This window comes from Citrobacter sp. MGH106, assembly GCF_001037495.1.
Classification (GTDB): domain Bacteria; phylum Pseudomonadota; class Gammaproteobacteria; order Enterobacterales; family Enterobacteriaceae; genus Citrobacter; species Citrobacter murliniae.
Window position 1 is genome coordinate 1,426,836 of the sequence record NZ_KQ089822.1, and the last position, 21,907, is coordinate 1,448,742.

18 protein-coding genes are annotated in these 21,907 nt (G+C 50.3%); 15 read left to right on the top strand and 3 right to left on the bottom strand.

The genetic code is table 11. The annotated features are described in order from the left end of the window. Window positions 1-256: 256 nt before the first annotated feature. Complete coding sequence (locus SK36_RS24615; protein WP_136345439.1) at window positions 257-316, top strand: type I toxin-antitoxin system Ibs family toxin; 60 nt, start codon at window positions 257-259, stop codon at window positions 314-316. Between the two features lie 99 nt (window positions 317-415). Here SK36_RS24615 and yegD read toward each other — a convergent pair whose 3' ends face one another. Next, on the bottom strand, window positions 416-1,768 hold the full coding sequence (gene yegD, locus SK36_RS06640; protein ID WP_048221093.1) for a molecular chaperone: 1,353 nt from the start codon (window positions 1,766-1,768) through the stop codon (window positions 416-418). 136 nt (window positions 1,769-1,904) lie between these two features. Here yegD and alkA point away from each other — a divergent pair, with 136 nt between their 5' ends. After that, complete coding sequence (alkA, locus tag SK36_RS06645) at window positions 1,905-2,774, top strand: DNA-3-methyladenine glycosylase 2 (RefSeq protein ID WP_048222613.1); 870 nt, start codon at window positions 1,905-1,907, stop codon at window positions 2,772-2,774. Here alkA and SK36_RS06650 read toward each other — a convergent pair. After that, window positions 2,742-6,071 carry a diguanylate cyclase gene (locus SK36_RS06650; protein WP_048221094.1) on the bottom strand — a complete coding sequence of 1,110 codons (3,330 nt, stop codon included), beginning with the start codon at window positions 6,069-6,071 and terminating at the stop codon, window positions 2,742-2,744. The two genes, alkA and SK36_RS06650, sit on opposite strands and share 33 nt — an antisense overlap. Before the next feature lie 316 nt (window positions 6,072-6,387). On the opposite strand from SK36_RS06650, the gene udk reads away from it, so the two are divergent. The 3 genes from udk (at window position 6,388) to asmA (ending at window position 9,582) form a co-directional block, all read left to right on the top strand. Next, window positions 6,388-7,029 (top strand): uridine kinase, encoded by a 642-nt coding sequence (udk, locus tag SK36_RS06655; protein ID WP_003036776.1) that lies wholly within the window; start codon window positions 6,388-6,390, stop codon window positions 7,027-7,029. A gap of 91 nt (window positions 7,030-7,120) precedes the next feature. Beyond that, the gene (gene dcd, locus SK36_RS06660; RefSeq protein WP_045444731.1) at window positions 7,121-7,702 is read left to right on the top strand and encodes a dCTP deaminase; all 582 of its coding nucleotides are present in this window, start codon (window positions 7,121-7,123) and stop codon (window positions 7,700-7,702) included. A 26-nt stretch (window positions 7,703-7,728) separates the two neighbouring features. Beyond that, on the top strand, window positions 7,729-9,582 hold the full coding sequence (asmA, locus tag SK36_RS06665) for an outer membrane assembly protein AsmA (RefSeq protein ID WP_048221095.1): 1,854 nt from the start codon (window positions 7,729-7,731) through the stop codon (window positions 9,580-9,582). 53 nt (window positions 9,583-9,635) lie between these two features. On the opposite strand, the gene SK36_RS06670 is transcribed toward asmA, so the two are convergent. Then, complete coding sequence (locus SK36_RS06670; RefSeq protein ID WP_045444726.1) at window positions 9,636-11,222, bottom strand: TerC family protein; 1,587 nt, start codon at window positions 11,220-11,222, stop codon at window positions 9,636-9,638. A gap of 653 nt (window positions 11,223-11,875) precedes the next feature. On the opposite strand from SK36_RS06670, the gene SK36_RS06675 reads away from it, so the two are divergent. The 10 genes from SK36_RS06675 to gmd all read left to right on the top strand — a co-directional run bounded on the left by SK36_RS06675 (window position 11,876) and on the right by gmd (window position 21,907). After that, window positions 11,876-13,015: a polysaccharide export protein gene (locus SK36_RS06675; protein WP_045444723.1), complete on the top strand. Its 1,140-nt coding sequence runs from the start codon at window positions 11,876-11,878 to the stop codon at window positions 13,013-13,015. Between the two features lie 5 nt (window positions 13,016-13,020). Continuing rightward, on the top strand, window positions 13,021-13,470 hold the full coding sequence (wzb, locus tag SK36_RS06680) for a low molecular weight protein-tyrosine-phosphatase Wzb (RefSeq protein WP_045444719.1): 450 nt from the start codon (window positions 13,021-13,023) through the stop codon (window positions 13,468-13,470). Further along, window positions 13,467-15,629, top strand: a complete 2,163-nt coding sequence (wzc, locus tag SK36_RS06685) for a tyrosine-protein kinase Wzc (RefSeq protein ID WP_048221096.1) — start codon at window positions 13,467-13,469, stop codon at window positions 15,627-15,629. Before wzb ends, wzc begins: the two co-directional genes overlap by 4 nt. Window positions 15,630-15,705: 76 nt before the next feature. Further along, complete coding sequence (wcaA, locus tag SK36_RS06690; RefSeq protein ID WP_048221097.1) at window positions 15,706-16,548, top strand: colanic acid biosynthesis glycosyltransferase WcaA; 843 nt, start codon at window positions 15,706-15,708, stop codon at window positions 16,546-16,548. Between the two features lie 2 nt (window positions 16,549-16,550). After that, entirely contained in the window at window positions 16,551-17,039 is a 489-nt protein-coding gene (wcaB, locus tag SK36_RS06695; RefSeq protein WP_048221098.1) for a colanic acid biosynthesis acetyltransferase WcaB, read from the top strand. Beyond that, complete coding sequence (wcaC, locus tag SK36_RS06700) at window positions 17,036-18,253, top strand: colanic acid biosynthesis glycosyltransferase WcaC (protein ID WP_048221099.1); 1,218 nt, start codon at window positions 17,036-17,038, stop codon at window positions 18,251-18,253. The genes wcaB and wcaC overlap by 4 nt, the downstream gene beginning before the upstream one ends. Continuing rightward, complete coding sequence (wcaD, locus tag SK36_RS06705) at window positions 18,228-19,445, top strand: colanic acid polymerase WcaD (protein ID WP_045444705.1); 1,218 nt, start codon at window positions 18,228-18,230, stop codon at window positions 19,443-19,445. Before wcaC ends, wcaD begins: the two co-directional genes overlap by 26 nt. Before the next feature lie 5 nt (window positions 19,446-19,450). Next, entirely contained in the window at window positions 19,451-20,197 is a 747-nt protein-coding gene (gene wcaE / locus SK36_RS06710) for a colanic acid biosynthesis glycosyltransferase WcaE (protein WP_045444703.1), read from the top strand. Between the two features lie 9 nt (window positions 20,198-20,206). Continuing rightward, entirely contained in the window at window positions 20,207-20,761 is a 555-nt protein-coding gene (gene wcaF / locus SK36_RS06715) for a colanic acid biosynthesis acetyltransferase WcaF (protein ID WP_045444700.1), read from the top strand. Between the two features lie 24 nt (window positions 20,762-20,785). Then, window positions 20,786-21,907, top strand: coding sequence for a GDP-mannose 4,6-dehydratase (gene gmd, locus SK36_RS06720; RefSeq protein ID WP_045444698.1), 1,122 nt, complete (start codon window positions 20,786-20,788; stop codon window positions 21,905-21,907).

A 21,907-nucleotide genomic window follows, 5' to 3' on the forward strand; every position in this document is an offset into this window, starting at 1 on the left:
AACGTTTCGCGGAATGATACTAGTTTAGCCAGCGAACAAGGGAGAAAAATGGAGGAATTATGAAACACTGTAGGGATTCGTCTGAATGCTGACGCGGCTTGCGAGGCATTACGCAACAATCAGCGGTGAAAATAGCGATTACGTCATTGTGCGTTAGAGTGCTGGCACGGCAAAAAGGAGGAAAGCCAAAGATTTCAGCGGGACGCTGGAACGGGAAAGCCCCTCCCGAGGAAGGGGCCAAAATAAGGAAAGGGTTATGATGAAGCACGTCATCATACTGGTGATACTCTTAGTGATTAGCTTACCGGCTTACTAAGACACCAGGTGGAAGGGAAACCTTCCCTAACCCTCACTCCTGAAAATAAGCCACAGTAGTGATGATGTCAATACGCGTGCTTTTCAGCCTGCGAGCCACTTAGCGGAAAACCACTTCCGCCCAGCGAGCCAGTCCCGCGGTGACAGAGCCAAAATCATCACCACCGGCGATCGGGATCCCTGGAAGCTGTTCTGCAAGGGCTTTTTTAATCAACGGTGAACGGGCACTACCGCCGGTCAGATAAATGACATCCGGTTTTTCCTGTGCATTATCCAGGGCCAGTTGTACCTGTTCCAGAATACGCGCCAGGGGCTGATTCAGCGCCGTTTCCAGCCCCTGCTGGCTGATAGCCGTTGCCAGTGCATCGCTGATAAACGGGAGTGCTGTAGTGATGTTTGTCTGGCCCGACAGCGCAATCTTGCTCTCTTCTGCACAGCGCACCAGGCGATAGCTCAGGCGCTCGCGCCAGACTTTAAGCAGCAGAGCCGCTTTGTCAGCTTCGCGAGCATCGCGGATCAGATCGTTTAACAACCGTCCGTTGGCGGTACTATAGAAATCACTTTGTGCGGGAACATCGTTGATCGCGACTGCGTTCCACCACGGAAGAATGGGTAAAGCGATGCCCTTTTCTGTTTCTCCACCCATGCCGAGCAACGGCATCAGATGTTTAAATGCCAGCGCAATGTCCAGGTCGTTACCGCCTACGCGGCATCCGCTGTGCCCCAGCAAACTGTTTTCACGATCGGCTCGGTGGTGCCATTGTGGTCCCATCAGCAGTAACGAGCAGTCAGTGGTACCGCCGCCGATATCCACAACCAGTACGCGCTTTTCTTCTTGCAATGTAGCTTCGTAATCCAGACCCGCTGCTACTGGTTCGTACTGAAAGACCACATCCTTGAAACCAGCACGTTTTGCCGCGCGCTCAAGAATGCCCTGGGCCTGAGTGTTGGCGTCATCACCGCCTAACCCCTGAAAGTTTATCGGACGGCCAATTACAGCCTGGGTGATGGTTTCGGGTAGCTGGTTTTGCGCCTGGTTGCGGATGTGCAGCATCATTGCGCAGACTAAATCTTCAAACAGGGCAACCTGCTGTGGCTTCAGGCCGCTGGCACCCAGAAAAGATTTAGGCGATTTAACGAAGTAAACCTCTTCCGGATCCTCAATATACTGACCCAGCGACGCCAGACCAAACTGCACGCTGTTGGCGTTAACATCAATGTCTTCTTCGCGGTTATAGCGCATCGCGCGACGCAGCAGAGCCTGCGTTTCGTCATCTGTTGTTGGCACATCATGATGGCGATACAGCCATTCACTTACTGCTTCGCGCGTTGGAGCGCAAAGCATAGAGGGGAGTAGCGTGCTGTTATTTTCCATTTTGAGCAATTGTGGTTGCCCGTCACGCATTACAGCCACTGAACAGTTTGCCGTACCGTAGTCAAAACCAATAAACACCGTAAAAATCCCCATGCCAGTGAAGAAGGGGCGTGACTTTAGCGAAATGTTGCCGTCCAGACAACTGGAATATGAAAGCAAGGCACATCGTTCGGATACCGTTTATGCTGTAGGTTTGAATAAAAAGGAAAACCAGATGTTAACGCTGAGCTGGCACCCACCCTATGACTGGCCCTGGATGTTAGGGTTTCTTGCCGCACGTGCGGTGGATGGCGTAGAAACCGTCGGGGAGTTGTATTATGAAAGAAGCCTGGCTATCGGTGAGCATCGCGGCCTGGTGAGCGTCACCCCTGATCCGGAAGCCAACCTGCTGCAGATTACGTTGAGTCCAGGGTTACAACCCGTGGCCTCCGAGTGTCTGGCGAAAATCGAGCGATTGTTCGATCTTACCTGCCGTCCCCAACATATTGTCAGCGCATTGGGTAATCTGGGGGCTGCTCGCCCCGGGCTGCGGCTACCAGGATCGGTCGATGCCTTCGAACAGGGGGTTCGGGCAATTTTAGGACAACTGGTGAGTGTGACGATGGCGGCAAAATTGACGGCGAAAGTTGCCCATGCCTACGGTGATACACTTGAAGACGCTCCAGAGTATGTATGTTTCCCCCTCCCTGAAGCGCTGGCCTCGGCCGATCCGTTGCATCTGAAAGCGTTAGGTATGCCGCTGAAACGTGCTGAAGCGTTGATCCACCTGGCCCGGTCCGCGCTGGAGGGTACGCTTGCATCTGTTGCCCCGTCTGATATTGAACAAGGCGTGAAGCATCTACAAACTTTTCCAGGAATTGGGCGCTGGACTGCCAACTACTTTGCTCTGCGCGGATGGCAGGCGAAGGATATTTTTTTGCCAGATGACTACCTGATTAAACAGCGTTTTCCAGGCATGACACCTGCACAAATCCGGCGATATGCAGAGCGCTGGAAGCCATGGCGTTCCTATGCGCTGTTGCATATCTGGTATACAGAAGGCTGGCAACCGTCAGTTGATAGCAAAGTTGCTGGTGTTGAGTAACAGATCCAGCGGTTGGGCATCGGCAATGATATCGCCATAAATCATATCGATACCGATGCCAGAAAGCGCATCCATGATAAGTGGCATTTGTACCGGGCCAGCGATGGTTTTGATATCAAGACGCTGTGCATGGCTCTGTATAATGGAAACCCACATTTCATCCATCAGATTACCGTGAGCGCTGGCGCTTAGTTCGCTGTCGAGCAAAAGGTAATCGGCTACGTGATACTTGAGGTTGTCAAAGACCTCTAAGTCCCGACCTGCCTGACTTAAAATAATACGACAGCCTGCATGACGTAGGCGATGGATTGCTGATACGGCCTGTGTAGGATGCGTATTCATCACTCCCACCGGGATGGTCAGATGCAGTAACCGTGGCGGCAGCGAACTCTGTTCCAGATGCTCCAACAGTTCATCCACAATCTCCGAATTTAGCAGTCCGGCGGCGGAAAGCGGCAGGGCAATACTGAGTCCTTTGCTGGCGACAGCTGAGGCGGAATGAGAGAAAAACTCATTAAATACCCGCCGATCGAGCGCATGATTGAGTATGGGATCTGCCAGACCGGCGCGGAAGGTCTGTTCTTCGATGACTTCGCCGTCGTTATTCCATAGACGTAGTGAGAGAAGCCAGAAGCTAAATGTCTCAGGAATGCGCGGGGATGCGACACCCCTGGCAACCATGAGTATCGGGTTGTGGGTAATAATCTGTTTCTGTTCATCTGGCAAGAGCAGCCCTCGTGTACCATGCGTTTGACTCTGCTCTGGCTCGTACACGCATACTCGCCCACGACCACTGTTTTTCGCTGCGTAGCAGGCAATATCTGCCTGAGACATGACCTCGGTCGCGACATGGTTTTTTTCATCAATCAGCGTGATCCCTGCACTGGCACCAATACGATGTAAGCGGCCTTCCCACATAAAGTGATAATCGTTGATGGCGCTAATGATACGGCCCGAGATGAAGCGTGCGCTTTCAATATTGCAATCCGGTAGTAACAGACCGAACTCATCGCCGCCAAGACGTGCCAGTACGTCGCTGGAGCGCAGCATACTGAGCATCAGTGAAGACAACTCGCGCAGCAGGGCATCGCCTGCGGCGTGTCCAGCGCTATCGTTCACTGCTTTAAAACGATCCAGATCGATAAAGACCAGTACATGACGCTGGTGTGAGTCCTGTACGGTGTACAGTAATTGTTTCAGATGGTTCTCGAAACTGACTCTGTTGGCAAGATTGGTCAGGTCATCATGCGAGGCGCTGTAGCTGAGTTGACGTAACATTTTACGTGACTCAGTGACGTCCTGAATCACCAGTACGGAACCAATACTACCGCCGTCAAGAGTGCTGAGCGGGGTGATGCTGTACTGAATATCGTAACTACTGCCGTTACGACAATGCAGGACCACCTCTTGCTCTATTGCCGAACGTGACATGTCGGCACTGTAGATGTTTTCCATGAGCGGACCGTTTTCACCAAAGGTGATGCGTAGCACTGTCAGCAATGGAATACCTATTGCGCTTTCCTGCTGCCAGCCGCTCATTTTTTCGGCAACTGGATTCATAAAGGTGACGTTCATATTAACGTCAATACAAATCACTGCTTCGCCGATGGAATCGAGCGTAATATGCAAACGCTCTTTTTCCTGATAAAGCTCTTCATGCAGTTGCTTCACTTCGGTCATATCCAGATTAATGCCGAGTAAGCGTTCAACTTCACCGTCTTTGTTCAGCACCCGATTAGCCAGCGAGCGAATATGGCGCACGCCGTCTTTTACCGCGATACGGTATTCGAGCTTGAAAGGGATCCGCGCCGCAAGCGAATCGCGAATCACATTTTCGGCGTACTCACGATCTTCAGGAACGACGCAGTTGTACCAGACTTGCCAGGTTGGTTTGATATGCGCAGGAACTTCGTAGAGATCGAACATGCGTTTATCCCAACTGATCACGTCAGGCTGCAGATCCCATTCCCAGATACCAATGCCGCCCGCCTCATTTGCCAGCGTAATACGTTCCATCAGTCGTTTATTTATCCACTCCGTGTGCTTCAGGTCGTTGATGTCCTCAACCTGCGCAATAAAGTAGAGTGGGGTGTTATCACTATGGCGAACCAACGAAACGGCCAGCAACGCCCAGACAACTTCGCCTGCGCGAGTGTAATAGCGTTTCTCCATGGAGTAACTATTGATTTCCCCACGAGACAGCATATTCAACTGTTCCAGGTCATTGTTCAAATCTTCCGGCCATGTCAACTGCTGGAAGGTCAACGCTCTCAGCTCATCCTGGCTATAGCCAAGAAACTGGCACAGGGCTTTATTTGCCTGAAGCCATTGTCCTTCAGTACCGACCAGTGCCATGCCTATCGCCGAGTATTCCATAGCATTACGGAAGCGTGATTCGCTTTCAGAGATGTGTTTTCGTTCAGCCCGGAATGCGTACATCACCATGGTCATCATGTTGGCAGGCAACAGAATCATTAAAAACGGCAACCACGGTATGCTCGTCATAATGTGCGTTTTTGGTGTGTAGAGCAGCGATGGGTTAGCGGCGAGCATCAGCGAAACCATCATGACTGTGCTCAGGAAAATCAAAAACGCCTCCATACGTGGTAGACGAACGGCGCTCCACATCAGCAGAACGATAACGCAGGTAAACGGCCATGGAACGTACATCATGGAGAGCCAGCTTAATGTTAAGGTCACCAGCAGGGTGATGAGAGTCTCAAACAGTAAACGGGGATCGCGATGGCGCAGCAGATAATGAGGCTTAAACAGCAAACCTAATGGGACCAGCGCGAGGGCGCCGATGGATTCTGACAGAACCCAAATGAGAAACGTATTTAGCGATGTTTCGCCTGGGAGGAGCAGCCACATTAAAACGCCGCCAACCAGCGGCGGGACGACGGCGCTACCGAATGCCAGGCGTGACCAGTCATTAAGATTTTGTAATGGATTGTACCAGGGTAACAGTTTGCGCAATAACATTGCGCCAGTGATTGCCTCAATAATATTGATGGCCGTGTAGGTAAAATTAAGTGACTCGCCAGGGAAAAATAGCAAAGACGCACCGATGCTACCGAAGGAGCAAGCCAGTGCAATCCCGGGCCACATTCGTCCCGCATGACGGTAAAATGCCACCATCATGATAGAGGTGGGGAACCAAAGCGGTGCCAGCTGCGTTCCGAAGCGTGATAGCTCCAGAGAGAACAGCGTAAAGACAAAAGCCACCAGACCTAAACTGGCCAGGCGCAGTAGAGGATGAGGTAAGGTAACTAAAACATGTTGGGATTGTTTACTCATTACCACTCTACCCAAATAGCTGATGTCGCCCTGGAGGAGATGCCGGGCGCGTACTGTTTAATCTGAGATTATGCTAGTACAAACAATTTACAATTTATACGCCAGCTGCTCATAAATTAACACTCCCAAGCTATTAATTCATAAGGCGGGAGAATAAATGGCGTGCCTGCTTTAAAACTGACCATTTTAATTTGCGACAGGGACAGCATTGGTGCAGCCTGGGCTGGCATCGCGCCAATGAAATCCCTATAATTGCCGCGTTTGGCGTTTCGACGCCGCCCTTCCTTACATCCAGGTTAATCAGGTCGCTAAATTTATGACTGATCAGTCTCATCAGTGCGTCATTATCGGCATTGCCGGCGCATCGGCTTCCGGCAAGAGTCTTATTGCCAGTACTCTTTATCGCGAATTGCGCGAACAAGTGGGTGACGAACATATTGGCGTTATTCCCGAAGACAGTTATTACAAAGATCAAAGCCATCTGTCGATGGAAGAACGTGTAAAAACGAATTACGATCATCCGAACGCGATGGATCACAGCCTGCTGTTTCAGCATCTTCAAACGCTTAAACGCGGGTCGGCGATTGAATTACCCGTTTACAGCTATGTTGAGCACACGCGTACGCAAGACACCATTCATATTGAACCAAAGAAAGTGATTATCCTGGAAGGCATTCTGCTGCTGACGGATGCACGTTTGCGTGACGAGATGAACTTCTCTATTTTTGTTGATACACCACTGGACATTTGCCTGATGCGTCGTATCAAACGGGACGTGAATGAGCGAGGCCGCTCCATGGATTCGGTGATGGCGCAATACCAAAAAACCGTCCGTCCGATGTTCCTGCAATTTATTGAACCTTCAAAACAATACGCCGATATCATCGTGCCGCGTGGGGGTAAAAACCGCATCGCAATTGATATTCTGAAGGCGAAAATCAGTCAGTTCTTTGAATAAGTTCAGCGAATTGTGTACCGTTCAGTGATAACCTGGTTCACCCTTAGCACGTCTGGTGTTAAGGGGTTGAAGCACGAAAGGAGAAAGTGCCATGCGTTTATGTGACCGAGATATTGAAGCCTGGTTGGATGAAGGTCGTCTGTCGATCAATCCACGCCCTCCTGTCGAGCGAATCAATGGCGCAACGGTAGATGTGCGCCTTGGAAACAAATTTCGTACGTTCCGCGGTCATACGGCACCGTATATTGATTTGAGCGGACCGAAGGATGAAGTCAGTGCCGCGCTGGATCGCGTGATGAGTGATGAAATCGTTCTCGATGATGGTGAGGCGTTTTTCCTGCATCCGGGTGAATTAGCACTGGCTGTCACTCTGGAGTCCGTCACGCTGCCATCCGATCTCGTTGGCTGGTTAGACGGACGTTCGTCACTGGCGCGTCTGGGTCTGATGGTACACGTTACTGCACACCGCATCGATCCGGGCTGGTCGGGTTGCATTGTTCTGGAATTTTACAACTCCGGGAAATTACCGTTGGCCCTGCGCCCCGGCATGCCGATTGGCGCGCTGAGTTTTGAGCCGCTTTCCGGTCCGGCTGCGCGACCTTACAATCGTCGTCAGGATGCGAAATATCGCGACCAGCAGGGCGCTGTAGCCAGCCGGATTGATAAAGACTGAGTATTTGTCAGTCCATTGGGGATAGCATGAGACGATTTCTGACGACGCTGATGATTCTTCTGGTCGTGCTGGTGGCCGGTTTTTCCGCGTTAGTACTGTTGGTTAATCCGAATGATTTCCGCGCGTACATGGTAAAGCAGGTTGCTGCGCGTAGCGGATATCAGTTGCAGTTGGATGGTCCTTTGCGCTGGCATGTATGGCCTCAGCTAAGCATCCTCTCCGGGCGCATGGTGTTAACGGCTGAGGGTGCCAGCGAACCGCTGGTACGTGCCGACAATATGCGTCTTGATGTGGCGTTGTGGCCGTTACTGAGCCATCAGCTTGATGTTAAGCAGGTGATGCTCAAAGGTGCTGTGATCCAACTGACCCCACAAACCGAAGCGGTGCGCGGAGAAGATGCGCCCGTAGCTCCGAAAGATAATACGTTTCCTGATCTGGCAGACGATCGCGGATGGTCGTTTGATATCGCTCGTCTGCGGGTTGCTGACAGCGTTCTGGTATTTCAGCATGAAGACGATGAACAGATTACGGTTCGTGACATTCACCTGAATATGGAACAGGATGCCCAGCATCGCGGTACGTTCGACTTCACCGGACGCGTGAACCGCGATCAGCGTGATCTTGCGTTATCCCTTAGCGGCACCGTAGATGCTTCTGATTATCCGCACAATCTCGCGGCTAATATTGAGCAGCTTAGCTGGCAGTTACAGGGCGCCGACCTGCCGCAGCAGGGGATTCGCGGCCAGGGGCAGCTTCAGGCTCAATGGCAGGAAGATAAAAAACAGCTCGCATTTAGCCAGATTAAGATGACGGCTAATGACAGCTCTCTGACTGGGCAGGCTATGGTCGCGCTGGCGGATAAGCCGGAATGGTCGGTCGACCTGCGATTTGGTCAGCTCAATCTCGACAACCTGATTGTGCAACAGGATGCCGCTGCTGTAACAAACGGTGGGGCGCAACAGGGACAGAGTCAATCGACGCTGGCTCGACCGGTCATCGCCTCGCAGGTTGATGCCGTATCTTATCAAGGACTGAAGGGGTTTTCTGCGGATATTACATTGCAGGCGGACAAGGTTCTCTGGCGGAAAATGGCCTTTGATAATGTTTCCGCGAAGATATCTAACGACTCCGGATTGCTGAACATTGATGAGTTACAGGGAAAAAGCAATGGTGGGATTATCTCACTTCCCGGTACGCTGGATGCCAGAAAGACTCAGCCGCGAGCGGTCTTTCATCCACGTCTGGAAAATGTAGAAATTGGGACTATCCTCAAAGCCTTTGACTATCCGATTGCGCTGACGGGCAAGCTGTCGCTGACTGGCGATTTTTCAGGTTCAGATATTGACGCTCAGGCATTTCGTCACCACTGGCAGGGGCAGGCCAGCGTCGAGATGAGCGACACGCGTATGGAAGGGATGAACTTCCAGCAACTGGTGCAGCAGGCGGTTGAGCGCAGCGGCGGTGATGTAACATCGCAGCAAGATCTGGACAATGTCACCCGGCTGGATCGTTTTGTTACCGATCTGACGCTGAGTAACGGCAAGGTTATGCTGGACGACATGGAAGGGCAGTCCGCGATGCTGGCACTTTCAGGTAAAGGCACGTTAGATCTGGTTGAACAGAACTGTGATACACAGTTTAACGTACGCGTGCTGGGCGGCTGGAATGGGGAAAGCAAACTGATTGATTTCCTGAAAGCCACTCCCATTCCGCTTAGGGTCTACGGTAAGTGGCAGGCTTTAAACTACAACCTGCAGGTAGACCAGCTTCTGCGTAAGCACATGCAGGATGAAGCGAAACGCCGGTTGAATGACTGGGCCGATCGCAATAAAGACTCCCGCAACGGCAAGGACGTTAAAAAGCTGCTCGATAAACTCTGATTTGTATTGTCGGACAAGATGTCTTACGTCTTGTCCGACTTACAACACGTTACCTACACTTCGTAATCCATCTCTTCTTCATTATTGTGCAACGGTATTAACTGTACTTTTTGCACTCGATGGTTTTCTACCTGCAAGGTTTTCAGCAGGTAATCACCAACCTGAACTTCCTCCCCGGTTTTTGGAATGCGTTGCAAATACTCCATTAACAGCCCGGCAATCGTGTGATACTCACGTTTATCGTCCAGTGGAATAGGAACGTATTGCACCAGGTCCTCCAGTGGCATATGTCCGTTAGCTGTCCATGACCCATCGGCATTCTTCTGAATATCATGTCGGGCGTCGATCTCTTCCACCTCATTAGGCAAGTTACCGGCGATGGTTTCCATTACATCACTCAGTGTCACGATCCCTTCAACCGAACCAAACTCATCAGCCACAAAAGCAAAGTGCGTCCGGGCGTTACGGAACTGCTCCAGCGCTGGAAGCAACGGCAGTGTCTCCGGGAATACCAACGGCTGGCGGATCAGGACGCGTAAGTCGAGTTGCTCGCCACGTAGCGATTGTTGCAGAAGGTCAATCACATGCACCACGCCAAGCAGATCTTCCTGCTCGTCTTCTCCGGTCACAACCAGGCGCGTATGCTGGTTTTTCTCCAGTAACGCGCGGATTTCTGTTTCAGGAGCATTGAGATCGATATGCTCAATATCATGACGTGAAGTCATGATGCTGCTGACGGTACGCTGATTCAGGTTCAGTACGCGCTCGATCATCCGGCGCTCCTGCGGGGCAAAAATCTGGCCGTCGTGATGATCCGCCAGCATAGCAGAGGTTTCTGCATCCAGTTCGGCGTCTTCTTTTTGTCCACTTAGCAGGCGCATAACCGCCTCGGCAGTACGCTGGCGCAAAGTATGGTTGGCTGACAGGAAACGACGGCGGTTAAAGATAGCTAACTGGTTCAGCGCTTCTATCATGACCGAGAACCCGATAGCGGCGTACAGATAGCCTTTCGGAATATGGAAGCCAAACCCTTCTGCGACCAGGCTGAAACCGATCATCAGCAGGAAGCTAAGGCACAAGATGACGATGGTTGGATGGCTGTTTACAAAACGGGTCAACGACTTGCTGGCCAGCACCATCAGGCTAATAGCAATAATGACAGCCGCCATCATAACCGCCAGGTGATCGACCATCCCCACGGCGGTGATCACTGAGTCCAGAGAGAAAATGGCATCCAGTACCACAATTTGCGCCACGACTCCCCAGAACTTAGCGCCTTTACGCTGGGTGGGGTTATCGCTGTCTTTTCCTTCCAGTCGCTCGTTAAGCTCCATTGTGGCTTTGAACAGCAGGAAGAATCCCCCGAATAGCATAATCAGGTCACGTGCGCTGAAGCTCAGATCCCGGATGCTAAATAGTGGCGTGGTCAGCGTCACCAGCCAGGATATTGACGCCAGCAGCAGCAGGCGCATGACCATCGCCAGCAATAGTCCGGTAATACGCGCCTTGTCCCGCTGGCCAGGAGGCAGTTTTTCCGCGAGGATGGCAATAAAAACGAGGTTATCAATGCCAAGAACAAGTTCTATCACGATTAGCGTGACGAGTCCGGCCCAGATCGACGGATCGGCAATCCATTCCATAGTAAAAGCTATACCCATAGTTGTATGACAATTGTCACAATTCGATCATGGATAAAGCCGACGGAAAATGCAATGGCGATAAGGGATTTCTCTGCCGTTTATATCTGGAGTGACACGAGATAATAGCCTTAAATTTACTACAGGATATAGTTTTATAAATATTAACATATTTAAGAAATATCGCAGGTTACGTAATTGCAGAGTGATAATGTCAATATCAATAAAATCCTAAAAATATAAATTTTGCGTCCTTAATATTAATCTTAAAAGCAAGGAGACGACGAGCTGTTTTCTTGCCTGTAACACCGTTAGCTGTAACAATTCTTTCCGTAATCACCAAAAGAGAAATATTACTATATCACCCCGCAGTGCTATTTCTGCTGCATTGTTGCTATGAAAGTGATGAAAACAGAGGGGCGAGAAAAATATAAATTAATCAGTGCATTGGTAGCTAAAGAAGCCAGGGGCGGTAGCGTGCCTGGTCGCCTGACGATAAGCCTGAATTAATCTGTCAACAGACTGCTGACGAATTCATTTTTTTAGGACTGATGCCGATTATATTTTCGTTTAATTAACGGCAATGTAAATGGCACAGGTGAAGACGCTATTTAGAATGCACGTGATAATTACTCTGCCAAAGTGATAAATAATCAATGATGAAATCCAAACTTAGATTAATACCAGTATTGGTATCGGTAATCTTGATCAACGGTTGTACCGTACTTCCGGGCAGCAATATGTCTACGATGGGTAAAGATGTGATCAAACAGCAGGATGCTGATTTTGATATCAATCGGATGGTGAATGTTTATCCACTAACCCCTCGACTGGTAGAGCAATTACGTCCACGACCGAATGTTGCACAACCCAATATGTCGCTGGACCAGGAGATTTCGGGGTACCAGTATCGGGTCGGCGCAGGTGATGTACTAAATGTGACCGTCTGGGATCATCCAGAACTCACAACGCCAGCGGGGCAATACCGAAGCTCAAGTGATACCGGCAACTGGGTTCAACCTGATGGCACCATGTTTTATCCCTACATTGGTAAAGTGAGCGTTGTTGGGAAAACGTTGGCAGAAATTCGTAGTGATATTACCGGGCGCCTGGCGAAGTACATTGCTGACCCGCAGGTGGACGTTAATATCGCTGCTTTCCGCTCGCAGAAGGCGTATGTCTCCGGGCAGGTTAATAAATCCGGCCAGCAGGCCATCACCAATGTTCCGTTAACTATCCTTGATGCGATTAACGCCGCCGGTGGACTGACCGAGGCGGCAGACTGGCGTAACGTTGTGCTCACCCATAGTGGACAGGAGCAACGTATTTCCCTGCAGGCGCTGATGCAAAATGGCGATCTGAGCCAGAACCGTCTGCTCTATCCTGGCGACATTCTGTTTGTCCCACGTAATGACGATCTGAAAGTCTTCGTGATGGGGGAAGTGAAAAAACAGAGCACCCTCAAAATGGACTTCAGCGGGATGACGCTTACCGAAGCGCTGGGAAATGCGGAAGGTATCGACCTGACCACCTCCAATGCCAGCGGTATCTTCGTCATTCGACCGTTAAAAGGCGAGGGCGAACGCAGCGGCAAAATTGCCAATATCTACCAACTGGATATGTCAGATGCGACCTCTCTGGTGATGGCGACCTCTTTCCGACTTCAGCCATACGACGTGGTGTATGTCACGACCGCGCCGGTTTCTCGCTGGAACCGTTTGATCAATCAGTTGCTGCCGACTATCAGCGGTGTTCGTTACATGACGGATACGGCCAGCGACCTTCACAACTGGTAATCGCCATGTTTAACAAGATATTAGTCGTTTGCGTGGGGAACATTTGCCGCTCCCCAACGGCAGAACGGTTGTTAAGGCAATTTCATCCGGCGTTGACGGTCTCTTCCGCGGGCCTGGGCGCGTTGGTCGGCAAAGGTGCGGATCCCAAAGCCATTAGCGTGGCTCAGACACACGACCTGTCTCTTGCAAATCATAGCGCGCGTCAAATTTCGGGGCGAATGTGTCGGGAGTATGACCTGATCCTGACCATGGAAAAGCGCCACATTACAGCTCTGTGTGAAATGGTGCCGGAGATGCGGGGCAAAGTGATGCTTTTTGGTCACTGGGACGGTGAGCGTGAAATCCCCGATCCCTATCGCAAAAGCCACGAAGCATTTGACTCGGTATACGCATTACTTGAACGGTCTGCCCGCCAATGGGCTAAGGCGCTGAACGCGGAGCAGGATAAACAATGACGGAAAATATAAAACAGTCTGCCACGCCGGTAACAGGCAACGATGAAATCGATATCGGTCGTCTGGTGGGGACGGTTATAGAAGCGCGTTGGTGGGTGCTTGGCATAACCACTGCTTTTGCGCTGTGTGCTGCGATCTACACCTTGTTTGCCACCCCTATCTACAGTGCTGATGCTCTGGTGCAAATTGAGCAAAATACCGGTAACTCGCTGGTTCAGGATATTGGTTCAGCGTTATCGAACAAGCCCCCGGCTTCTGAAGCCGAAATCCAGCTTATCCAGTCGCGACTGGTATTGGGTAAAACGGTGGACGATCTCGATTTGGATATCGCCGTCACCAAAAATACGTTTCCCATTTTCGGCGCGGGCTGGGAGCGACTCATGGGCCGCCAGAACGAAACGGTCAAAGTGACGACATTCACTTTTCCAAAGCCGATGAATGAACAGATCTTTACGCTGACCGTGCTGAATGCCAAAAGTTACCAACTGACGAGCGACGGGGGTTTTAGCGCCCGGGGGCAGGTCGGAAAGTTGTTAAACCACGATGGGGTTACGATGCAGGTCCAGGCAATTCATGCCAGTCCCGAGAGCGAATTCACCATCAGTAAATTTTCCACGCTTGGGATGATCAATACCCTGCAAAATAACCTGAGCGTCACTGAAACCGGGAAAGACACCGGCGTATTGAGCCTGACATTTACCGGTGAAGACCGGGAGCAGATCCGCCAGATCCTCGACAGTATTACCCGTAACTACCTGGAACAAAACGTGGCGCGTAAATCTGAAGAGGCGGCCAAAAGCCTGGCGTTTCTGGCAAAGCAACTGCCCGAGGTGCGTAACGACCTGGATGTTGCGGAAAATAAACTGAATGCGTTTCGCCAGGATAAGGACTCAGTAGATCTTCCGCTGGAGGCGAAAGCGGTACTGGATTCGATGGTGAATATTGATGCTCAGTTGAATGAACTGACGTTCAAAGAAGCTGAAATTTCCAAACTGTTCACCAAAGCGCACCCGGCGTATCGCACGCTGCTGGAAAAACGCCAGGCGCTGGAAGATGAGAAAAGCAAACTGAACGGGCGCGTGACCGCAATGCCGAAAACGCAGCAGGAAATTGTCCGCCTGACCCGCGATGTTGAGTCTGGTCAGCAGGTTTATATGCAGTTACTGAACAAACAGCAGGAGCTGAAGATAACCGAAGCCAGTACGGTAGGTGATGTTCGTATTGTTGACCCCGCCATTGCTCAGCCTGGCGTACTGAAACCGAAAACTGCGCTGATAATTCTCGGTAGCATTATCCTTGGCCTGATGCTTTCAGTTGTTGGCGTTCTGCTGCGTTCTCTGTTTAATCGTGGGATCGAGAATCCTCAGGTGTTGGAAGAGAACGGTATCAGTGTATATGCCAGTATTCCTCTTTCTGAGTGGCAAAAAGCACGTGATAGCGTCAAAACCATTAAAGGTGTTAAGCGTTACAAACAAAGTCAGCTGTTGGCGGTGGGGAATCCGACCGACCTGGCGATAGAAGCAGTACGCAGCCTGCGTACCAGCCTGCATTTTGCCATGATGCAGGCGCGCAACAATGTGCTGATGCTTACCGGGGTCAGCCCGTCAATTGGGAAAACGTTTGTCTGCGCCAACCTGGCGGCGGTCATTAGTCAGACCCACAAACGCGTTCTGCTGATCGACTGCGATATGCGCAAAGGCTATACGCACGAACTGCTCGGGACCAATAACGTCAATGGTCTGTCCGATCTCCTCATTGGTAAGAGTGACCTCTCGTCCTGTGCAAAACCAACCTCAATCGCGAATTTTGATCTGGTCCCGCGCGGACAGGTTCCACCGAATCCTTCAGAACTTTTGATGAGTGAACGCTTTGGCGAACTGATGGCCTGGGCAAGCTCGAACTATGATCTGGTGCTCATCGATACCCCGCCAATACTGGCAGTGACCGATGCGGCGATTGTGGGACGTCATGCCGGCACTACGCTGATGGTCGCCCGTTATGCCGTCAACACCCTGAAAGAAGTCGAAACCAGCCTGAGCCGCTTTGAACAAAACGGCATTCAGGTGAAAGGGGTGATCCTCAACTCTATCTTCCGTCGCGCCAGTGGATACCAGGATTACGGCTACTACGAATATGAGTACATGTCGGATTCGAAGTAAGTAATGAACGGTGCCGGTAGGTGGCATAAACGCGCTTTATCTGGCCGACAAACGTATCTCGATCTGGGGAATGAGAATGACAACAGACAACCCGCTAATTTCAATTTATATGCCGACCTGGAACCGTCAGCAACTGGCTATCCGGGCAATTAAATCGGTGCTGCGCCAGGACTATCCACACTGGGAGATGATCATTGTGGATGATTGCTCTTCGTCCTGGGAGCAGTTGCAGCAGTTTGTCGATGAGCTGAACGATCCACGTGTTACCTATATTCATAATGCCATTAACTCCGGGGCATGCGCGGTACGCAATCAGGCCATTATGCAGGCCAGCGGGCAATACATTACGGGTATTGATGACGACGACGAGTGGACGCCAAACCGTTTGAGCGTCTTCCTCAAATATCGTCATCAACTGGTGACTCGTGCGTTTCTCTATGCCAATGACTATGTCTGCGAAGGCGAGGTCTATTCGCAGCCAGCCAGTCTGCCGCTCTACCCAAAGTCCGTGTACTCGCGACGTAAATTCTATAAGCGCAACATTATTGGTAATCAGGTCTTTACCTGGGCCTGGCGCTTTAAAGCGTGCCTGTTCGATACAACGTTGAAAGCCGCACAGGATTACGACATTTTCCTGCGTATGGTGGTGGCGTATGGCGAGCCCTGGAAGGTAAAAGAGGCAACGCAAATTCTGCATGTTAATCACGGCGAGATGCGTATTACATCATCACCACGAAAATTCTCCGGTTACTTCCAGTTCTACCGCAAGCACAAAGGCAAATTTGACCGGGCCAGCAAAAAATATCAGCTGTTTACTCTCTATCAGATCCGTAACAAACGAATGAACTGGCGCACGTTGTTGACGTTACTTTCAGTGCGTAACAGCAAGCGTCTGGCCGCCGGGCTGAGAGGGCGTTAAATATGCTGGAAGATTTACGAGCGAACGGCTGGAGCCTGCGTCCCTGCTGCATGGTAGGGGCGTATCGGATTGCTCATTTTTGCTCCGTGTGGCGTAAAAAAAGCGTGCTGAACAACTTGTGGGCAGCACCGATATTGGTGATGTATCGCCTTATCACTGAATGTGTATTTGGCTATGAAATTCAGGCAGCAGCAACTATCGGTCGTCGTTTTACCATCCATCATGGCTATGGGGTAGTTATCAACAAACATGTAGTGGCAGGTGACGATTTTACCCTTCGCCACGGCGTTACCATCGGTAATGTTGGTGCAAAAGATATGGCCTGCCCGGTGATTGGTAACGGTGTTGAGCTGGGGGCTAATGTCATTCTGCTTGGCGCTATCACCATTGGTCATAACGTGACGATTGGCGCAGGCAGCGTTGTACTTGATGACGTTCCTGACGACGCGCTGGTGGTGGGTGAAAAAGCACGGGTTAAGGCAACGAAATGAATATATTACAGTTTAATGTCCGACTCGCAGAAGGAGGGGCAGCAGGGGTAGCTTTGGATCTGCACCTGCGCGCGCTGGATAAAGGGTTGTCGTCGCGTTTTGTGTATGGTTATGGCAAAGGCGGCAAGAGAAGTATCAGCCACGACAACTATCCACACGTGATTAAGCACACGCCACGTCTGACGTCGGCGGCGAATATTGCGCTGTTTCGTCTGGCTAACCGCGACCTGTTTGGCAATCTCGATAATTTGTACCGCACAGTTACCCGTACATCTGGTCCACTGGTGCTGCATTTTCATGTGCTGCACAGCTACTGGCTGAATCTGGAAGAGGTAGTGGCGTTTTGCCAAAAGGTGAAGTTGCATAAACCCGATATCACCTTCGTCTGGACACTACATGATCACTGGAGTGTCACCGGTCGCTGTGCCTTTACCGACGGCTGTGAGGGCTGGAAAACTGACTGTCAGAAATGCCCAACGCTGACCAACTATCCCCCAGTAAAAGTCGATAAGGCGCACCAACAACTGCCCGGCAAACGACAGATGTTTCGCGCCATGCTGGCGTTAGGCTGCCAGTTCATCTCTCCCAGTCAGCATGTAGCCGATGCGTTTAACCACCTGTACGGCACAGGACGCTGCCGCATTATTAATAACGGGATTGATATTGCAACGGAAGCCATTCTCTCTGACCTGCCACAGGCAATGGAACATCAAGGCAGACCGAAAATTGCAGTAGTGGCTCACGACTTGCGCTATGACGGTAAAACGAACCAGCAACTGGTGCGCCAGATGGTCGCGCTGGGCGACAAGATAGAGCTACATACCTTCGGTAAGTTTTCGCCGTTTACCGGGGTGAACGTAACCAATCACGGATTTGAAACCGATAAGGGCAAGTTAATGAGTGCTCTTAATCAAATGGATGGGTTGGTATTCAGTTCCCGGGTTGATAACTATCCGTTGATTTTATGCGAAGCGCTATCTATCGGTGTGCCGGTGATCGCCACGCATAGCGAGGCAGCGCAGGAAGTGCTGGCTAAATCGGGAGGAAAAACGTTCAGCGACGCTGATGTCCTGCGACTGGTACAACTGAATAAGTCAGAAATAGCTCAGGCTGTATTCGCTACTTCGCTTGCGACGTTTAGCCAGCGTAGTCGGGCCGCATACAGCGGGCAACAGATGCTGGAGGAATATGTCTCGTTCTATCAGAATCTGTAGCTACCTGATGTTACCGCTGCTGTATCTGCTGGTTAATGTCAAACTTGCACAACTGGGAGAAAGTTTTCCCGTCACGATCGTCACTTTTTTACCGGTTCTGTTGTTGCTGTTTATTGAACGCATCAATATCAAAAAGTTGCTGATTGCGCTCGGTGTCGGTGGAGGACTGACAGCATTTAACTATCTGTTCGGTCAGTCGCTGGATGCAAGCAAATATGTCACCTCCGCGATGCTTTTTGTGTATACCGTGATCATCATTGGTATGGTGTGGAGTATTCGGTTCAAAACGATTTCGCCGCATAACTATCGGAAAATTTTACGTTCCTTTTGGCTGGTAGTAGGGCTGGTGGTGGGGCTTGCTGCGATTGAAATGACACAGATTATTCTGAGCGGTAGCAGTAGCGTAATGGAAGTTATTTCGAAATATCTTATTTACAGCAATAGTTATGTTCTGAACTTTATTAAGTTTGGTGGCAAACGTACTACCGCACTCTATTTCGAACCGGCATTTTTCGCTCTGGCCTTAATCTCAATTTGGCTCAGTATCAAACAGTTTGGTATCAAAACGCCTAAGTCCGATGCTATGATTCTGTTAGGGGTAATATTATCAGGATCGTTTTCGGGGGTGATGACATTTATCTTGTTTTATTTACTGGAGTGGGTGTTCCAGTATTTGAATAAAGATGCGATAAAAAAGAAGTTACCGTTGGCGATTATCTCACTAAGCGTGTTTCTGATTGGAGTGGTATTTGCATTTCCATACATCTCGACGCGTCTGGGAGATTTAGGTACAGAAGGTTCGTCATCGTATTATCGTATCGTCGGCCCATTGGTAATGGTTGGTTATTCTCTGCTGAATATTGATGGCGTAGTCAGATTCGGCTCACTTTATGAGTATGTTGCGTCATTCGGAATTTTTAACGGTGCGGATGTAGGTAAAACGATAGACAATGGTTTGTATTTGTTGATTATCTATTTTTCATGGTTTGCCGTGATATTAGCCCTCTGGTATATGGGGACAGTCATGAAAATGATGCTGAATGCGTTTGGCGATAATCAGAATTATCGGGTGCAGCTTTATCTTTTTACGCCACTGTCGTTGTTTTTCACCGGTTCAGTATTTAGTCCGGAATACGCTTTTTTAATTGTGTGTCCGTTTATTTTGCGCAAGGCGCTGAATATCGCGAGGTAATTTACATGCTGCTCAGTATTATCACCGTCGCCTTTCGCAATTTGGAAGGGGTTATCAAAACTCACGCGTCACTGTCTCACCTGGCGCAGGCGGGAGATATCAGCTTTGAGTGGATTGTCGTTGATGGTGGCTCCACTGACGGTACGTCAGCGTATCTTGAGGATCTTAACGGAGAGCACAGGTTACGCTTTGTCAGCGAGCCGGATAACGGTATTTATGATGCGATGAATAAAGGTATTGCGCTGGCGCGCGGGCGGTTCGCTTTGTTCCTTAACTCCGGGGATGTTCTACATGCAGATGCCGCAAAGTTTGTTCGTCAGCTGAAAGCGCAAAGTGATAACGCGATGGTTATTGGTGATGCGTTACTGGATTTCGGTGATGGTAATAAAATTAAACGCCGGGCTAAACCAGGCTGGTATATCTATCACAGCTTACCGGCCAGCCATCAGGCGATTTTTTTTCCGGTTAGCGGATTGAATGTCTGGCGTTATGACTTGCAATATAAAATATCCTCAGATTATGCATTGGCTGCCAAATTATATAAGTGCGGATTTTCTTTTAAAAAAATCACCGGACTGGTGTCAGAGTTCTCTATGGGCGGTGTGTCTACTACGAATAATCTGGAATTATGCCGGGATGCAAAAAAAGTGCAGCGACAGATATTACGGATGCCAGGTTTTTGGGCTGAGCTTTCCTGGTATTTACGCCTGCGAACAACCGGTAAGACAAAAACCTTATATGGTAAAACGTAGGGGCACACTATGCAGAATTTAAATGGCTTCTCAGTACCGAAAGGTTTTCGCGGTGGCGGCGCCATTAAAGTGCAATTATGGTGGGCAGTACAGGCGACATTATTTCGGCTGTCACCACAGGTGATGTATCGCTGGCGCGCATTTTTATTACGAATGTTTGGCGCGAAAATAGGAAAAAACGTAGTAATCAGACCTTCAGTAAAAATTACTTATCCGTGGAAATTAACCCTGGGAGATTATGCCTGGGTAGGTGATGACACGGTTTTATATACGCTGGGTAATATTACGATTGGTGCGCACGCGGTTATTTCACAGAAAAGTTATTTATGCACCGGGAGTCATGATTTCACCAGTCAATATTTTGATATTACCGCCACGCCGATTGTTGTTGGTGAGAAATGCTGGCTGGCGACGGATGTTTTTGTTGCTCCTGGTGTGACGATTGGCGATGGCACCGTAGTGGGTGCACGAAGCAGCGTTTTTAAATCGCTGCCGGCAAATACCGTTTGTCGGGGTAATCCCGCAGTTGTTACGCGCAAACGCGTCGAAAAAGTTACTCCCTGAGGGGATCATTTAAGAGGTGAAAACATGTCAAAAGTCGCTCTCATTACTGGCGTAACCGGGCAGGATGGTTCTTATCTGGCAGAGCTTTTGCTGGAAAAAGGTTATGAAGTGCATGGTATTAAACGCCGCGCATCATCGTTTAACACCGAACGCGTGGACCATATTTACCAGGATCCGCATTCGGGTAATCCCAAATTCCATCTGCACTATGGCGATCTGACGGATACCTCCAACCTGACCCGGATTTTACAGGAAGTTCAACCGGATGAAGTTTATAACCTGGGGGCGATGAGCCACGTAGCGGTGTCATTTGAATCACCGGAATATACCGCTGACGTCGATGCGATTGGCACGCTGCGCCTGCTGGAGGCGATCCGCTTCCTCGGTCTCGAAAAGAAAACCCGTTTTTATCAGGCATCCACCTCTGAATTGTATGGCCTGGTACAGGAAATTCCGCAGAAAGAGACCACGCCGTTTTATCCACGATCGCCGTATGCAGTTGCCAAACTGTATGCCTACTGGATCACCGTCAACTACCGTGAATCCTACGGCATGTTCGCCTGTAACGGCATTCTGTTTAACCACGAATCCCCGCGCCGGGGGGAAACCTTTGTCACGCGGAAAATTACCCGCGCGATTGCCAATATCGCCCAGGGGCTGGAGTCGTGTCTGTATCTCGGCAATATGGATTCCCTGCGCGACTGGGGACATGCCAAAGATTACGTCAGGATGCAGTGGATGATGCTGCAACAGGAAACACCAGAAGATTTTGTTATTGCCACTGGTGTGCAGTATTCCGTACGTCAGTTTGTGGAAATGGCGGCGGCACAGTTGGGCATTAAGTTGCGCTTTGAAGGTCAGGGCGTGAACGAAAAAGGGATTGTCGTTTCCGTGACCGGCCATGATGCTCCAGGTGTTAAACCGGGCGATGTGATGATTGCTGTCGATCCGCGTTATTTCCGTCCGGCTGAGGTAGAAACTCTGCTGGGCGATCCGGCCAGGGCTCACGAAAAACTGGGCTGGAAACCGGAAATTACGCTGCGCCAGATGGTCTCTGAAATGGTTGCCAACGATCTGGAGGCGGCGAAGCGACATTCTCTGCTGAAATCCCATGGGTATGAGGTCGCCATCGCGCTGGAGTACTGA

Excerpts from the sequence above, each read along its gene's own strand:
- alkA (WP_048222613.1), top strand. The coding sequence starts at position 1,905 with ATGTTAACGCTGAGCTGGCACCCACCCTATGACTGGCCCTGGATGTTA.
- SK36_RS06650 (WP_048221094.1), bottom strand. The coding sequence starts at position 6,071 with ATGAGTAAACAATCCCAACATGTTTTAGTTACCTTACCTCATCCTCTA.
- udk (WP_003036776.1), top strand. The coding sequence starts at position 6,388 with ATGACTGATCAGTCTCATCAGTGCGTCATTATCGGCATTGCCGGCGCA.
- dcd (WP_045444731.1), top strand. The coding sequence starts at position 7,121 with ATGCGTTTATGTGACCGAGATATTGAAGCCTGGTTGGATGAAGGTCGT.
- asmA (WP_048221095.1), top strand. The coding sequence starts at position 7,729 with ATGAGACGATTTCTGACGACGCTGATGATTCTTCTGGTCGTGCTGGTG.
- SK36_RS06670 (WP_045444726.1), bottom strand. The coding sequence starts at position 11,222 with ATGGAATGGATTGCCGATCCGTCGATCTGGGCCGGACTCGTCACGCTA.
- SK36_RS06675 (WP_045444723.1), top strand. The coding sequence starts at position 11,876 with ATGATGAAATCCAAACTTAGATTAATACCAGTATTGGTATCGGTAATC.
- wzb (WP_045444719.1), top strand. The coding sequence starts at position 13,021 with ATGTTTAACAAGATATTAGTCGTTTGCGTGGGGAACATTTGCCGCTCC.
- wzc (WP_048221096.1), top strand. The coding sequence starts at position 13,467 with ATGACGGAAAATATAAAACAGTCTGCCACGCCGGTAACAGGCAACGAT.
- wcaA (WP_048221097.1), top strand. The coding sequence starts at position 15,706 with ATGACAACAGACAACCCGCTAATTTCAATTTATATGCCGACCTGGAAC.
- wcaB (WP_048221098.1), top strand. The coding sequence starts at position 16,551 with ATGCTGGAAGATTTACGAGCGAACGGCTGGAGCCTGCGTCCCTGCTGC.
- wcaC (WP_048221099.1), top strand. The coding sequence starts at position 17,036 with ATGAATATATTACAGTTTAATGTCCGACTCGCAGAAGGAGGGGCAGCA.
- wcaD (WP_045444705.1), top strand. The coding sequence starts at position 18,228 with ATGTCTCGTTCTATCAGAATCTGTAGCTACCTGATGTTACCGCTGCTG.
- wcaE (WP_045444703.1), top strand. The coding sequence starts at position 19,451 with ATGCTGCTCAGTATTATCACCGTCGCCTTTCGCAATTTGGAAGGGGTT.
- wcaF (WP_045444700.1), top strand. The coding sequence starts at position 20,207 with ATGCAGAATTTAAATGGCTTCTCAGTACCGAAAGGTTTTCGCGGTGGC.
- gmd (WP_045444698.1), top strand. The coding sequence starts at position 20,786 with ATGTCAAAAGTCGCTCTCATTACTGGCGTAACCGGGCAGGATGGTTCT.